Origin of the sequence: Aminobacter sp. J44 (assembly GCF_007829415.1) — a bacterium.
Taxonomy (GTDB): Bacteria; Pseudomonadota; Alphaproteobacteria; order Rhizobiales; family Rhizobiaceae; genus Aerobium.
This window is the reverse complement of the sequence record NZ_VLJG01000078.1, coordinates 60,396-73,757: the sequence shown is the minus strand read 5'-3', so window position 1 is coordinate 73,757 and position 13,362 is coordinate 60,396. Positions and strand designations below refer to the sequence as shown.

At 63.9% G+C, this 13,362-nt stretch carries 12 protein-coding genes; 3 read left to right on the top strand and 9 right to left on the bottom strand.

Going from position 1 to position 13,362, the window contains the following annotated elements:
• The first annotated feature begins 170 nt into the window (after positions 1-170).
• Positions 171-1,697, top strand: coding sequence for a GumC family protein (locus L610_RS19050; protein ID WP_024847979.1), 1,527 nt, complete (start codon positions 171-173; stop codon positions 1,695-1,697).
• Complete coding sequence (locus L610_RS19045; protein ID WP_144706949.1) at positions 1,697-3,397, top strand: hypothetical protein; 1,701 nt, start codon at positions 1,697-1,699, stop codon at positions 3,395-3,397. The genes L610_RS19050 and L610_RS19045 overlap by 1 nt, the downstream gene beginning before the upstream one ends.
• Before the next feature lie 41 nt (positions 3,398-3,438).
• On the opposite strand, the gene L610_RS19040 is transcribed toward L610_RS19045, so the two are convergent.
• The 5 genes from L610_RS19040 to L610_RS19020 are packed head-to-tail and all read right to left on the bottom strand — an operon-like array spanning position 3,439 to position 8,515.
• Positions 3,439-4,422 carry a polysaccharide deacetylase family protein gene (locus L610_RS19040; RefSeq protein WP_144706947.1) on the bottom strand — a complete coding sequence of 328 codons (984 nt, stop codon included), beginning with the start codon at positions 4,420-4,422 and terminating at the stop codon, positions 3,439-3,441.
• Between the two features lie 7 nt (positions 4,423-4,429).
• Positions 4,430-5,062 (bottom strand): exopolysaccharide biosynthesis polyprenyl glycosylphosphotransferase, encoded by a 633-nt coding sequence (locus L610_RS19035; RefSeq protein WP_024847982.1) that lies wholly within the window; start codon positions 5,060-5,062, stop codon positions 4,430-4,432.
• On the bottom strand, positions 5,059-5,469 hold the full coding sequence (locus L610_RS19030; RefSeq protein ID WP_024847983.1) for a hypothetical protein: 411 nt from the start codon (positions 5,467-5,469) through the stop codon (positions 5,059-5,061). Before L610_RS19030 ends, L610_RS19035 begins: the two co-directional genes overlap by 4 nt.
• A 3-nt stretch (positions 5,470-5,472) precedes the next feature.
• Entirely contained in the window at positions 5,473-6,843 is a 1,371-nt protein-coding gene (locus L610_RS19025; RefSeq protein ID WP_024847984.1) for an NAD(P)/FAD-dependent oxidoreductase, read from the bottom strand.
• A complete protein-coding gene (locus L610_RS19020; protein WP_024847985.1) occupies positions 6,833-8,515 on the bottom strand; it encodes a glycosyltransferase in 1,683 nt (560 codons plus the stop codon). Before L610_RS19020 ends, L610_RS19025 begins: the two co-directional genes overlap by 11 nt.
• Before the next feature lie 228 nt (positions 8,516-8,743).
• Between L610_RS19020 and L610_RS19015 the strand changes: the two genes are divergently transcribed.
• Positions 8,744-9,853 carry a Gfo/Idh/MocA family protein gene (locus L610_RS19015; protein WP_051473181.1) on the top strand — a complete coding sequence of 370 codons (1,110 nt, stop codon included), beginning with the start codon at positions 8,744-8,746 and terminating at the stop codon, positions 9,851-9,853.
• Here the strand turns inward: L610_RS19015 and L610_RS19010 are convergent.
• The 4 genes from L610_RS19010 to L610_RS18995 are packed head-to-tail and all read right to left on the bottom strand — an operon-like array spanning position 9,848 to position 13,297.
• A complete protein-coding gene (locus L610_RS19010; RefSeq protein WP_024847987.1) occupies positions 9,848-10,621 on the bottom strand; it encodes a carbon-nitrogen hydrolase family protein in 774 nt (257 codons plus the stop codon). The two genes, L610_RS19015 and L610_RS19010, sit on opposite strands and share 6 nt — an antisense overlap.
• Entirely contained in the window at positions 10,618-11,421 is an 804-nt protein-coding gene (locus tag L610_RS19005) for an ABC transporter permease (protein WP_024847988.1), read from the bottom strand. The genes L610_RS19010 and L610_RS19005 overlap by 4 nt, the downstream gene beginning before the upstream one ends.
• Positions 11,418-12,275 carry an ABC transporter permease gene (locus tag L610_RS19000; RefSeq protein ID WP_024847989.1) on the bottom strand — a complete coding sequence of 286 codons (858 nt, stop codon included), beginning with the start codon at positions 12,273-12,275 and terminating at the stop codon, positions 11,418-11,420. Before L610_RS19000 ends, L610_RS19005 begins: the two co-directional genes overlap by 4 nt.
• A complete protein-coding gene (locus L610_RS18995) occupies positions 12,272-13,297 on the bottom strand; it encodes an ABC transporter ATP-binding protein (protein WP_024847990.1) in 1,026 nt (341 codons plus the stop codon). Before L610_RS18995 ends, L610_RS19000 begins: the two co-directional genes overlap by 4 nt.
• Positions 13,298-13,362 lie beyond the last annotated feature (65 nt).

The window sequence follows — 13,362 nt, the reverse complement described above, 5'->3', positions numbered from 1 at the left end:
TAGCTCCTGAACCTCGTTCACGAGTTCAAGCAACGACCGTGCCAGCGCCGATGGTCCGATATGAAACGCGTGGGTGCGGTGGCACGCGGCTTGCTGTGGAAGCCATGGAGGCGCCGCTAACGGACTTTTAGGCCGTGTGGTGACACAATCTGGCACAGGACAAAATCGCGATGCGCAGATTCCGGCTGGACAGAGAGGATACTCGACCTCACGAGCAGGTCGAACTGATCACCTATCGGCGCTCCGAGAGCCCCGAGAGGCCGGAGGCTGCTTTCGTTTCCGATGTCCGAACCCTCTGGTCGGCCGTCTCCACACGCGTCCGCCTGATTGGCGGCTGTGTCATCGGAACCCTTCTGCTTACCCTCGCCTACATCTGGATCGTCCCGCCGGTCTACAAGGCCACTGCGGAAGTGCTGATCGACCCGCGCCGGCGTGCCGTGTTTCAGCAGGAAATCGTGCAGAGCGGCATGGGCCAGTCCTCGTTCGGTGCGGACACCTTCCTGCTCGACAGCCAGGTCAACGTGATGACCTCGCAGCTGCTGCTGCGCAAAGTCATCGCTGATTTGAATCTGCTCGATGATCCCGAACTCGTCGAGAGCGCCAGCAGCAGTTCGCCGCTCCAAGATTTCGCCCGGTTGATCCTGCGCGGACCGCGCGCAGCTTCCACGAGCGGCCTCACTCTTGAGGACAGGGTGCTCAAGGCGCTGCAGGAAGATGTCGAGGTCGCGCGCGTCGGCAATACCTATGTGCTTGGCGTCACAGTCAAGTCGAAGGACCCGATCCTTGCTGCCGACATCGCCAATCGCCTGACCGACCTCTACATCGAGGAACTCGCCAACAACACGCGGTCGCAGATCAACCAGGTCGAGGAACAGCTCGGCGGACGCCTTGAGGAACTGCGGCTGGCCGCACTTGAGTCGCAGCGCAAGGTCGAGGAATACCGCGCGCAAAACGGCCTCCTCAACGCGGAACGCATGACCGTCGTCGAGCAGCAGCTGCGCGACCTCAACCAGCAGCTCAGCGTGGTGTCGACCACTGCCAGTGCCGCCCGTGCGCGCTGGGAAGAAGTGTCGCGCCTTCGCGGCCAAACGGTCGAGCGCGTGCTTGCGTCCGGCTCGCTGGACTCCCCGCATCTCGACTCGCTACGCCAGCAGTATTCTTCGCTGACCTCGCGCGAGGCCTCGCTTTCGGCGACCCTCGCTTCGCGGCATCCCTCGCTGCAGGCTCTGCGGGATTCCAAGGCGACAGTACAGGCCGATATCCGGCGCGAGGTTGATCGGCTGATTGCCCGCTACCAGGTCGAGCATGATGTGGCGGCTGCCAACGAACGGGCGGTGCGCGAGCAGATCGCGAGGCTCGAGGAGCAGATGGCGACGAGCAACCAGGCAAGCGTCGAGCTGCGCGACCTGGAGCGGCAGGCCGCGTCTGACGCTGCAATCTACGAACAGTTCCTCGTTCGCTCCAAGGACGCGCGCGAGCAGGTCAATGTCCCGACGGACGTTGCCCGCGTGATCACGACCGCGCGGCCGGACTTCACGCCGAGCTGGCCGTCGCCGTACCTCCTGCTGGCCGTCGCGCTGATTGTCGGTCTCGGCCTGGGAGTTGGACTTGCGCTGTTGTCGAAGCTGTTCGCGGGCTCACCCGCCGGTCCGAGCGAGAGGCCTGAACCAAGGTCAGTTCTGGGCGGGGCGCGCTGATGGTTGAGGTTGTTTCTGAAGAGCGTGCCAGGGGAGTGACTGTCTCTTCCCGGGCCGCCGCGATGTGGGCGCTTGTCGCCACGGTGGCGCTTGCCGCAGTCCTTCTGAGCGTCGTGACCGTGCTACCGATCGGTACCTACTACTGGGACATCTATTTCTTCGTCGACGCGGCGCACAGGATCCGCGTCGGGGAGGTTCCGCATCAGGACTTCTTCCTCTCGGTAGGCGCGCTTCCATACTATCTGTACGAGCTGACGCAACGCATCTGGCCTGACGGTCAGCCGCTTCTGGTAGGGCAGTATTCGCTTCTGCTTGTGACGGCGCCGTTGATGGCAGCCGTCATACTTGCAGCAGATGCGGAGCCCGGGCGTGTGCTGGCGGTTGTGCTGCCCTTTGCGTTCTTCAGCCTTGCCCCGGTCAATTCCAATGAATTCGTGACGGTTCCGGCGGTCGACGGCTATGGGCTCTACAACCGTCAGGCAGGCCTGGTTCTTTATGTGCTGGCATCTGCCCTGGCACTGGTCCGTGTTCCGCTAGCTTTGGGATCGATCGCGGGGCTTGCCGCGGCAGCGCTTTTCTTTCTCAAGATCACCGGTTTTGTCGCTGGCGCGGGCTTCATCCTTTGCGCATTCCTTGCGGGCAGGCTCGGCGCCAAGTTAATGGGCGCCGGTTTGGTCGCGTTTCTCGTGCCAGTTGTTGTCGTGGAAGCGAGCCTCGGCATCGTCTCGATCTATATCTCCGACGTTCTTGCCATGCTCGCGCACAACAGCGGAGGCCTCCTGCGCCGTGTGCTGCGTCTGATCTCGCAAGAGCTGGACCTGCTTGCGCCGCTGGGGATTCTCTGCATCGTGCTGGCATTCGCCGAGCGTGACCGGCTGTTGCATTCGCTCCGGGCACCGGGTCTTAACAAGATCACCGGGATATTCTCGCTGACTGCCGTTCAGCTCGCGCTGATGACTGTCTTTGCGATCAGCTTCGAGATGCAGAACACCGGCTCCCAGGAGTTCATCTATCTGTGGCCGCTGCTGTCCGGCATCCTGTTTTTGGGAAAGAAGCTCGGAGGTCATGTTCGTCTTGCCGTTATCTTGCTTCTGGCCCTCACGGCACTGCCGACATTCAGCAAGGCGGCACACCGGCTTGCTCGCGCTGTGGCGATCATGCCTGCGCAGGTGAGCCTGAACCTTCCCGAGCTTGGCGTCCTCAACAGCGTGTCTTCACGTGAGGAGTACATTCGCCGGGCACGGTTGATGCGGGAGCATTACACCGAGCACTCGGAAACATACCGGACGCTCGTACAGGAGGGCGAGGATCCCTCCTTCCTCTACTACACCATGCCCGATACACAGCTGCTGTACCTGATTGATCTCGTTGAGGGGATGAAGGCTATCCAGCGCCACGAGCAGGAGGCGGGGGTTCGCTACGAGAGCATTGCCGGACTCGACTATGTTGATCCGATGCCGTTGCTACTGGGGCGCAAGGGCGCCAAAGGAATGCCAATGGGGCTCGACCCCACGCGAGGATATCCGGCCGGCCGGCATGAATCCTATCGTGCGGGGCTAGCTGAAGTCGACGCGATCGTAGAACCGCTGTGCCCGTTGCTAGACCAGAGGGCAGACATTCGTGCCATTGCCGAACCCGTCCTGGCGGAGCGCCGCGCAGTGCGCATCGATCCTTGCTGGATCCTTTACGTGAAGCAGTAGGTGCAGCTCACCGGCAGGTCGTCCCAGATTGGGACGTCCGCTCAGGATGCAGCCAGCGCCGCCGTGTCAGGCTCGAACGAGGGCTGGCGTAGCTTCAGCCCGCGCTGGCGGACTTCGTCGGCGTAAGCGCGCATGGTGAGCACGCGGTGGCTGCGGGAAAGGTCCGACAGTACCATGTCGACGATGGCAAGCTTGCGCTGCGACGGCAGCTGCATGCCGGGGAAGCGCGCCAGGATGTCGAGGTCGTCGCAGCCAAGGAAGTCGAGCGGGTGCAGGAGCACGGATGGCTCGACGCCGAAGACGCGGCAGGCGGCGAGCGCGGCCTTCCAGTACGCAGTGGCAGCGGCGCCTGAATGGGTTGCCAGAAATGACAGATAGGTCAGATGGAACGGGGCGCGGGCGACCGGAATGGTCGTGACCGGGATCTCGACCATGCTGCCCTTCGGCAGCTTCCACTCATAGGGGCGGATGGGGCGCAGGCCGTCTGCCAGCGAACCGAACAGCAGCGAGCGCTTCCGGCGCTCTTCGGCCGAAAGGTCCGCGCGGGTGAAATAATAGGCGCGGGCGAGCGGCCCGAGGAAGGTTGGCAGCGTGGAGGCGTCGTACTGGTAGGCGCGCTCGAACAGCGTCTCCAGCAGTGGTGTCGACAGGCAGAAGCTCGGACCGCGGAAGCCGATGGTGCGCTGGCCGGTGGCCTCGCCGATGGCCTGTTCCGCAGCTTCGAGCTCGGCGTTCATTGCCTCGCGCGAGCGGCGCGAGAGCCAGGGCTCATGGTGAAACGAGTGGTTGGCGATCTCGTGCCCTGAGTCGGCGATCATGCGCAGCGCCGCCGCATTTTCCTTCAACGCCGCATCCTGCCCGACGATGAAGAAGGTGATCTTCAGCCCGTGGCGGTCGAGGCGCTCGAGGATCCGGGGCGTGACGAGATCGAGATAGGATGGGAAATCCTGCCAGCCCGAGATCCCGGCCGTCTTCATGTAGCTCCAGAGATTGTCGAGATCGAGAGACAGGCTGGCGGGGCGCATGGCTACCTCAGAACGCGTTGCGATAGGCGCGGGCGGAGACGAGCGTCATCAAGAGGATGCGGATGTCGAACCAGAAGGAACGGCGGCGCAGATATTCCAGGTCGTGCAGAACGCGCAGCTGCATCTTCTTGATTGTGTCGGTCTCGCCGCGAAACCCGTTAACCTGTGCCCAGCCCGTGATGCCGGGCCGCACGTCATAACGGTCCCAATAGCGGTCGATCCGCGAACCGAATTGTTCGTCGAGCGCAATCGGGTGGGGCCGAGGTCCAACGAGCGACATATCCCCCAGCAGCACGTTGAAGAGCTGCGGCAGCTCGTCCAGATTGACCCGGCGCAGGACGCGGCCAACGCGAGTAATGCGGTCGTCGCCGCGCACCGCCTGGCGGAACTCGGCGTCGCGCTCGTGCCGCATGGTGCGGAACTTGTAGATGCGAAAGCGGGTGCGGCCCTGGCCATAACGTTCCTGGCGGAACAGCACTGGTCCCTTGCTTTCAAGGCGGATCGCAATGGCGATGATGATGAATAGCGGCGAGAAGACGAGGATCGCCAGCAGCGCGCCGATAATGTCGAAGACGCGCTTTGCCAGCGGCTCGGTGCGCGGCAGCGCCCGCGCATAGTCGAGGGTATCGCCTGCGCTCATCGTGCGGCCATTCCGACAGGATTGGCGGTGTCCGCGGTGTCGACTTCCGGCGCGTGGTTTGCAGACGCAATCAGCGATACGCCCGCAATGACGAGCGCGGCTCCGACCGACGCCTTCAGGGACAGGGCGTCGCCGAAGAAGACGACCGAGGCGACCGTGATGCCGACCATCGAGAGCGAGATGACGAAGACGTAGGACATCATCAGGCTGAGGTCGCGCAATGCCAGCAGGTAGCAGCCGAGGAGCAGCACGCATGCGAGCCCGCCGGCCCACAGGTAAGGATTGAAGGCGAAGCGCAGCAGCGTCTCGAAGGTGCGCTCCTGCGGAAACGCCGCCATGGCTAGCTTGAACATCATGTTGGAAGTGATGTTGGAGAGCACTGCTATCGTCAGAAAAATCCAGGCCATTTCTTATTCCGCCGCTATTGGCATCGCCTCGTCGCCGCATGCGGCTCCGCATACCGTGGTGCTTGGCGCCGTCAGTGCGTCAAGGTCGCGCGCTGCACGCTCGGCAAGCGCGATGGTCTCGTCGACATTGAGGTTGCCGTTGATGATCTGCGCCGAGTTGACGATGTGCAGGCCCTCGACGCTGGTGTGCATCGGCGGCACAGCCTTCGAGTAGTTCAGCGCCTGCACCGCCATCACGTTGCGCGCGCGGGAGACACGGAAGGCGACGACGTCATCGTCGGCGATGTGGGGGTACATGCGCCGGAGGTTGGAGATGCAGCGCTCGCGCAGCACCTCCTCCTTCTCATCGAACAGCGGGTGATCCGCCGGCAGATAGTGCGGCAGGTAGACGAGGCTAAGCCCGTTGAAGGTCTCGCGATCGACGACCGCCGTCATTTCGATGACACCGGTGAAGGGGATCGTCTCGTCGGCGACATAGGTGAGGTAGCGGCCCCGCAACGGCTTCTTCAGCACCACGGAGGCGCAGACGACGCCCTGATAGCGCAGGGCTGCAAGCCGCTCGCGCTCCGACTGTGCCAGCGCGGAGCACATGCGCGCGGCGATGTCGCCCGGGGCGGTAACGATGACGCGGTCGAACGTCTCGGTGCCGGCCGGTGTGCGGACGCTGATGCCGTCCGGGCCTTGCGCGATATCCAGCACAGGCTGGTTCTCGCGGCAGATGACCCCGCGCGTCTCAAGGTCGGCGACAAACGTGTTGACGATCCGCTCGTAGCCGCCGGTCACGTAGCCGAACATCTCCTTTTCGATGCCGGCGCGGCGGGCGCTGTAGAAGCGGTTGATGACGGACCAGATGAACGAGGCTGAGACGATCTTGTAGTTGTCGCCGAGCTTGGCACGCAGCAGCGGCTTCCAGATGCGCTCGTAGGTGCGCTTCCCCGACAGTTTCGTCAGCCACTCGGCGACCGGGATGCTTTCGAGCGCGACGCCATTCTTCAGCCGCGACGCGTAGAGGATCGTGAAGGCGAGGCGCGCCTTGTCGATCAGCCCGAGCGGCGGGAAACGCAGGAAGTCGATCGCATTGTTGAGCGGGTGGAAGCGGCCGTTTTCGTAGAAATCAGTGCGGGTCGTGCGCCAGTTGAGTTCGCCGTCGAGGCCGATGTCCTTGAGGAGACCCCGCATGTGCAGGTCGGACATGAGCGTGACGTGGTAGTGGCGATCCCAGGTGACCGGACCAACCGTCCAGGCATCAGCAAGGCCGCCGAAGCGGTCGGACGCTTCTAGGACGGTGATCTCCCGTCTCGGCTGTTCGAGCTTGTGGGCGAGGGCAAGACCCAGCATGCCACCGCCTACGATGCACCAGCGTTCACGAGCCATAGCGAGAGTTCCCTGTTGCCGGAGTTGCGGGAATGGCGAAGGTGCGATCACCGCGGCGCCGCAGGACGAGCCGGCGGATGAGGCCGAGGTGATTGCGGATGACCCGCACCACCTTCATTTTCGAGTGGCCGATCAGGCGGCTTTCGAGCACTGCCGGGAATTCAACGATCCGCGCATTCGACTGGTCGAGGCGGACGAAGATTTCCATGATGCCCATGAAGCCTTCGTCATCCAGCTTCATGCCGAGCACCTTCGAACGGCGGTAGACACGGAAGCACGCCGTATAGCTCGAGAAGGCGTGGTTGAGGATGTGGCGGTAGATCAGGCACACGCCCTTCGACAGCGCGAGCCGCCAGGCGGGCACGTTCAAAACGCCGCCGTCGCGGTGGTAGGGGGACGCCTGCACCATGTCGACCCCGGGCGTCAGTAGCGGGATCATCTTCGCCAGCAGGTGCGGGTCGAACGAGCAGTCGCAGTCGATGCCGCAGACGATCTCGTCCCTTGCGGCGCGGATTCCGGTCATGGTCGCGGCGGCGATGCCGCGATTGACCTGGTGGCGGATGAGCTGGACGTTCTCTTTCCCGCCGAAGAGCTCGTGCAGCTTGTTCCAGGTGCCGTCCTTACTGCCGTCGTCGACAAAGACGTAGGAGAACTCGTAGAGGCCTTCATTCTCGCGCTCGACCGAAGCGAGTGTGCTGGCGAGGTAGGGAAGCGTTTCTTCCTCATTGTAGCAGGGGGTGACGATCGTCACCTTCTGTACTTCGCGCGTCGGCGCATTGGTCTTGACGACGATCGGCGTTGCCTCGCGCGCGGCGCGGACCGGAGCGGGCTCAATCGCAAGCTGGAGATGCTCGGCGATGCTGCGGAACGAGTAGCGCTCCAGCCAGCCTTCGATGCGCTCGCGCATTTCGTCCAGATTGCGGTACTGGCGTAGCCGGCCAAGCCGGGTCGTGGCCGACACGCGCGGCTGGTCGGGGTCGAGTTCCCAGGAATGGAAGTAGAAGTGCCACGGCTCGTCATGGTGCTGGTGCCATGCGGCGACGCGGCCCTCATGCAGCCCGCGCGGCAGCTGGCGCATGTAGTTGCCACCGGTGACCGGAATTGGCACACCGAGGAAGGTGTCGGACGAGAGCGGCACTTCGGTGATGGACCAGCCATCGCCAGAAATTTCGTGGATGCGGCGCTGTTGCGGCTTGCCGATGAAGCGCGGGCCGAACGGGCGCAGGCTGGAGTCATAGCGCACGCCTGCCTCTGCGAGCACGCGATAGGGCGCAATGTCGTCAGCGGGAAGCGAGCCTTCCGCCATGCGGTAGCCAAGGACGGTCTCACCGGTCGCTTTCTCGATGGCATCGCGCGAGCGCAGGAAGTCGTCGCGCAGCTCATCGAGGCACATCTGGCTGAAATTGCGGTGGAAGTAGCCCTTGCTTGCAACCTCGTGGCCGCGCCGCGAGATTTCGGCAATCAGGTCCGGGCAGCGCTCGGCCAGCCAGCCGACGGAAAAGAAGGTTGCCCTGGCTCCATAGCGATCGAGCAGGTCCAGTACCTCGCCCGTCGACTTCTCAATACGCAGCTCGAAGCGCGGCCAGTATCGGTGCGGAATGACCTGTCGCATGGGCGCGACCTGGAAGTAGTCTTCCAGATTGACCGAGAGAATGTTCTGACGGTTATGCATGGCACATACCCCCATTGTTGGCCCTCGACTTGTGCTGGGACCTTTGCCTGCTTCGGGGTGTGCAAGGGGCATGCCACTATGCGCTGTCTCATTATGAAGCGCGGGGCGGGCGGGTTTATCTCGCGATTGAATCGGTTTAGGACAATGTGGAGAAGCTTCGCAGTAGGGAGGTGCAGCGTGGCAATCGAGGGACGTGAGCAGAAGTCAAACCGGCCGATCCGCTACGGCATGGTCGGCGGCGGGCAGGGCGCATTCATCGGTGCGGTGCATCGGATAGCCGCAAGGCTGGACGGAGAATTCGAACTCGCAGCCGGCGCGCTATCGTCGGACCCCGAACGCGCAAAGGTTTCGGGGGCGGAACTCGGGCTTGATCCCGAACGCTGCTACGACTCGTTCGAGGAAATGGCGAAGGCGGAAGCCGCCCGGCCCGACGGGATCGAGGCGGTCTCGATCGTCACGCCCAATCATGTCCACTTCCCGGCGGCGAAGGCTTTCCTTGAAGCCGGCATACACGTCATCTGCGACAAGCCGCTGACGTCGAACCTTGCTGATGCAAAGCAGCTCGCCGACCTCGTGAAGTCCAGCGGCAAGCTGCTGGTGCTCACTCACAACTACACCGGCTATCCGATGGTCCGCCACGCCCGGCAGATGGTCGCCGAAGGGCTGCTCGGGACTATCAGGGTGGTGCAGGCGGAATACCCGCAGGATTGGCTGACCGAGCCCGTCAGCAACAAGCAGGCGGACTGGCGCACTGATCCGGCGCGATCTGGCGCGGGCGGTGCGCTGGGCGACATCGGCACCCACGCCTACAACCTCGCCCGCTTCGTCACCGGGCTCGAGTTGGACAGCCTCGCCGCCGATCTCACGGCGTTCGTCGATGGTCGCCAGCTCGATGACAACGCGCATGTGATGCTGCGCTTCAGAGGCGGGGCCAAGGGCATGTTGTGGGCGAGCCAGGTCGCGCCTGGCAACGAGAATGGCCTCAAGCTGCGGATCTACGGCTCGAAGGGCGGGCTCGAATGGGAACAGGAGCAGCCAAACCACCTGTGGTTTACGCCCTTCGGCGGCGAGAAGCGCCTGATCACGCGCGGCGGAACGGGTGCCGGAGCATCGGCGGCGCGGTTGACCCGCGTTCCAAGCGGCCATCCGGAAGGCTATCTCGAAGGTTTCGCCAACATCTATGCTGAGGCAGCAAGAGCCATCCGCGCGGTGCGAGATGGCACGCCGATCCCCGAGGACGTCGTGTTCCCGACCGTCGAGGATGGCGTCGAGGGTGTCGCTTTCGTTGAGGCCTGTGTGCGCTCGTCGAAGGACAACGGCGCCTGGACGAAGCTATAGGCGCAGATCGGCCAGGTAGGAGTTCTGCTTCCTGGCCTCGGCGTAGCCGTCGGGGTCAAGGTCGGCAACGAGCAGCGCCGCCTCGCTGTCATCCTGATGGGCGAGCATTGCCCCATCCGGCGCGGCGATCACCGACAAGCCGGCATAGCGGAATGCGTCGTCCGCGCCGGCGTGGTTGGCGTAGGCCACGAAGATCTGGTTCTCGAAAGCACGCACCGGCAGCATCGACCGGGCGATGAAGGGCGAGTAGGGGCTCTCCGGCAGCGCGGTCGGTACTACGACAAGGTTGCAGCCGGCGAGCGCGAGCCGCCGGACGTTTTCGGGAAACTCCACGTCGAAGCAGATCAGCATGCCGATCTTCATGCCGGCATGTTCGAACGTGACGGCCGAAGGGGCTGCCGCCTTGCAGAGGTTTTTCTCGTAGTCGCCGTAGAGGTGCGACTTGCGATAGATGACCGGCGCACCCTTCCCATCAAGGAAGGCTGCGCTGTTCCAGACTGCGCCATCGGCCGCCTCGGCAAAGCCGGTGACGAGCGCGGTGCCGGTTTCAGCAACAAGTGCGTTTAGGCGATGAAGCGACGGGCCAGAAGCGGGTTCCGCCAGCCGGGTAATCGCATCGCCCGCGCCATAGCCGGTGACAGCCAGCTCTGGCGCGATCAGCAGATCCGCGTTCTGCGCGGCGGCAGCCCGCAGGCCGTCCTCGATCATCTTCAGGTTGGCTTCCACATTGCCGGGCAGCGCCCGCATCTGCAGAACCGCCAGCCTCACTTGCCGCCTCCCGACAGGGCGCCGAGCAGCTTCGGCAGGTCGCCAAAGCGGGCAATCAGGCCGAAGATGATGGCTGCCAGCAAGACGAAGAACACCGAAACCGAGGCCATGATCGGTGTGTAGCCGTAGCGCAGGGCGTTGAAGATCTTGATCGGCAGCGTTTCCATCGTGAAGCCCACGGTCATGTAGGCGATGATGTACTCGTTGAGCGACAGCACGAAGGCAAAGGCGAAGCCCGAAATCAGGTAGGGCAGGATCAGCGGCAACACCACGGTGCGCAGGATGGTGCGGTCATTGCCGCCCATGGTTGCGGCGGCTTCGACCAGCGAACGGTCGATCGAGGCAAAGCCGAGCGAGAGCGTGACCAGCGGCAGCGTGATGAAGAAGATCGCGTGGCTGATCGCCGCGGTCCACGCCTGCCCATAAGCGCCAACCGTCGCCCAGAAGGTCAGGAAGCCGAGCGCGGTGATGACCGGCGGCAGGATGAATGGCGCGACGCCGAGCAGGCGGAAGATGTTCGCCCACGGCGCGATGCGCCGCCAGAGGAACCACGAGAGCGGCAGCGCCATCAGCACCGCGATGGCCGCCGAGGCGGCAGCGAGCGTAACCGAATTGATCAGGGCCGCACGCCAGCCGTCGTCGGCAAAGATCTGGTAGTACCAGTTCAGCGAAAAGCCCTGCGGCGGGAAGGTCAGCGACTGCTTCTCGTTGACCGAAACGCCGGCGACGACGACCAGCGGCCCGGCAAGGAACAGCGCGACCAGCGTGAAGATGATGCGACGAAGCCCGACTTGGCTCATGCTTCGCCTCCCTTGCGCGCGCCGACGAGTAGGGTGAGCCCGACGAAAGCAAGCGACATCAGCACCAGGAACACGGCCATCGCAGCCGCGAAAGGCATGTTCGACTGGTAGATCGCCTGATCCGTGATCAGCACCGACAGCGTCCAGTGCTGAGGGCGGCCGAGCATCTGTGGCAGCAGGTAGGAACCGAGCGCAAAGACGAACACCATGATCAGCGTTGCGACGATAGTGCTGCGCATGGCGGGAACGACCACGTTGAAGAAGGCGCGCAGCGGCGAGGAGCCGAGCGTGCGGGCAGCCTCCATCAGCGTCGGATCAAGCCGCACGATGGCCGGATAGAGAACGAGCACAGTGTAGGGCAGTGCCTGGTAGACCATGCCCGTCAGCACCGCGCCAAAGTTCGGCGACAGTGCCTGCGCCTCGCTCATCAGGCCCATCCAGACGAAGATGTTGGTGATGCCGGCGGTGCGCGAGAAGAGGGTGGTCCAGGCAAAGCCGATGATGACTTCGGACAGCGACAGAATCGACAGGATCACCACCAGCCAAACGATCTGGACGCGGCGCGACGCCTGCGCCAGCAGCCAGGTGAAGGGGAATGCGATGATGACGCAGACCACCGCCACGATCACGGCGAGCATGATCGAGAAGCCGAGCACGCCGCCGAAGAAGGCGGAGAGGAAGCGCTCGTAATTGTCGAAGATGAAATCACGCGAATAGAAGCCGGCCGGGTCGCGGCGGAAGAACGACACCGCGATCATCGTCGAGAAGGGAATGACGAAGAAGACCAGCAGCATGATCGCCGGGAAGGCGAGCGGCGCGTAGTCGGCCAGGCTGCGGGGCGGTTCGCGTCTCATCCCTTGAGCACCACGCAGCTTTCGACCGGCAGCCGGACGCCGACGGCGTCGCCGGCGACAAAGGGCGTACGCTCGCGCGGGGTCGTCACCGAGACGATCGAGACGCCCTGGACGTCGACGAAGGTTTCGATGGTGCCGCCGAGGTCGCGGACGAAGGTGACGGTGCCGGTCAGCGTGCCCTGTTCGGGCGCGACCAGGCGCACGTCTTCCGGACGGATCGACAGATGGCCGCCGGCCGATCCCACGGCCATGCCGAGGCTCGGGAAATTGGTGCCGAGAAGGTCGCCATTGCCCTTGAGAGGCAAAAGGTTGGTCATGCCGATGAAGTCGGCGACGAAGGCGTCGGACGGCTTGCGGTAGACCTGGATCGGCGAGGCGGCCTGGCGAATGCGGCCTTCACCCATGACGACGACGAGGTCGGCCATGGTCATGGCTTCGCGCTGGTCGTGGGTGACGACGATGGTGGTGATGCCGAGCGACTGCTGCAGCTGGCGCAGTTCGACCTGCATCGCCTCGCGCAGCTTGGCGTCGAGTGCCGACAGCGGTTCGTCGAGAAGGAAAAGTTTCGGGCGCAGTGCAAGCGCACGCGCGATGGCGACGCGCTGGCGCTGGCCGCCGGAAAGCTTGGCAACGGGACGGTCGGCGAGGCCCGGGAGGCGGACGAGGTTCAGCAGCTCGTCAACGCGCTTCTTCTGCTCTGCCTTGTCAACGCCGCGGATGCGCAGCGGGTAGGCGATGTTCTCGCCCACGTTGAGATGAGGAAAGAGGGCGAGCGACTGGAACACCATGCCGAAGTCGCGCTGGTGCGTCGGAACGCCCGTCATGTCCTTGCCGTCAAGGACGATCGCGCCGGCGGTGGGGTCTTCAAGCCCGGCAATCATGCGCAGCAAGGTCGTCTTGCCGCAACCGGACGGTCCCAGCAGACACACGAAGGTGCCATGCGGAACGGAAAGATTCACGCCATCGACCGCGTTCACGGAGCCGAAGCGCTTTGTGAGATCCTGTAGCTGGAGCCCCGACATGCAGTCACCCTCTTAAGGGCCGCGGGCGGTCTGGGTGCCGCCCTGCAGCGTGATCCGGATTTCCT

What these genes read in the sequence shown, in the direction of transcription:
- L610_RS19050 (WP_024847979.1), top strand. Translation starts at nt 171, where the DNA reads ATGCGCAGATTCCGGCTGGACAGAGAGGATACTCGACCTCACGAGCAG.
- L610_RS19045 (WP_144706949.1), top strand. Translation starts at nt 1,697, where the DNA reads ATGGTTGAGGTTGTTTCTGAAGAGCGTGCCAGGGGAGTGACTGTCTCT.
- L610_RS19040 (WP_144706947.1), bottom strand. Translation starts at nt 4,422, where the DNA reads ATGCGCCCCGCCAGCCTGTCTCTCGATCTCGACAATCTCTGGAGCTAC.
- L610_RS19035 (WP_024847982.1), bottom strand. Translation starts at nt 5,062, where the DNA reads ATGAGCGCAGGCGATACCCTCGACTATGCGCGGGCGCTGCCGCGCACC.
- L610_RS19030 (WP_024847983.1), bottom strand. Translation starts at nt 5,469, where the DNA reads ATGGCCTGGATTTTTCTGACGATAGCAGTGCTCTCCAACATCACTTCC.
- L610_RS19025 (WP_024847984.1), bottom strand. Translation starts at nt 6,843, where the DNA reads ATGGCTCGTGAACGCTGGTGCATCGTAGGCGGTGGCATGCTGGGTCTT.
- L610_RS19020 (WP_024847985.1), bottom strand. Translation starts at nt 8,515, where the DNA reads ATGCATAACCGTCAGAACATTCTCTCGGTCAATCTGGAAGACTACTTC.
- L610_RS19015 (WP_051473181.1), top strand. Translation starts at nt 8,744, where the DNA reads ATGGTCGGCGGCGGGCAGGGCGCATTCATCGGTGCGGTGCATCGGATA.
- L610_RS19005 (WP_024847988.1), bottom strand. Translation starts at nt 11,421, where the DNA reads ATGAGCCAAGTCGGGCTTCGTCGCATCATCTTCACGCTGGTCGCGCTG.
- L610_RS19000 (WP_024847989.1), bottom strand. Translation starts at nt 12,275, where the DNA reads ATGAGACGCGAACCGCCCCGCAGCCTGGCCGACTACGCGCCGCTCGCC.
- L610_RS18995 (WP_024847990.1), bottom strand. Translation starts at nt 13,297, where the DNA reads ATGTCGGGGCTCCAGCTACAGGATCTCACAAAGCGCTTCGGCTCCGTG.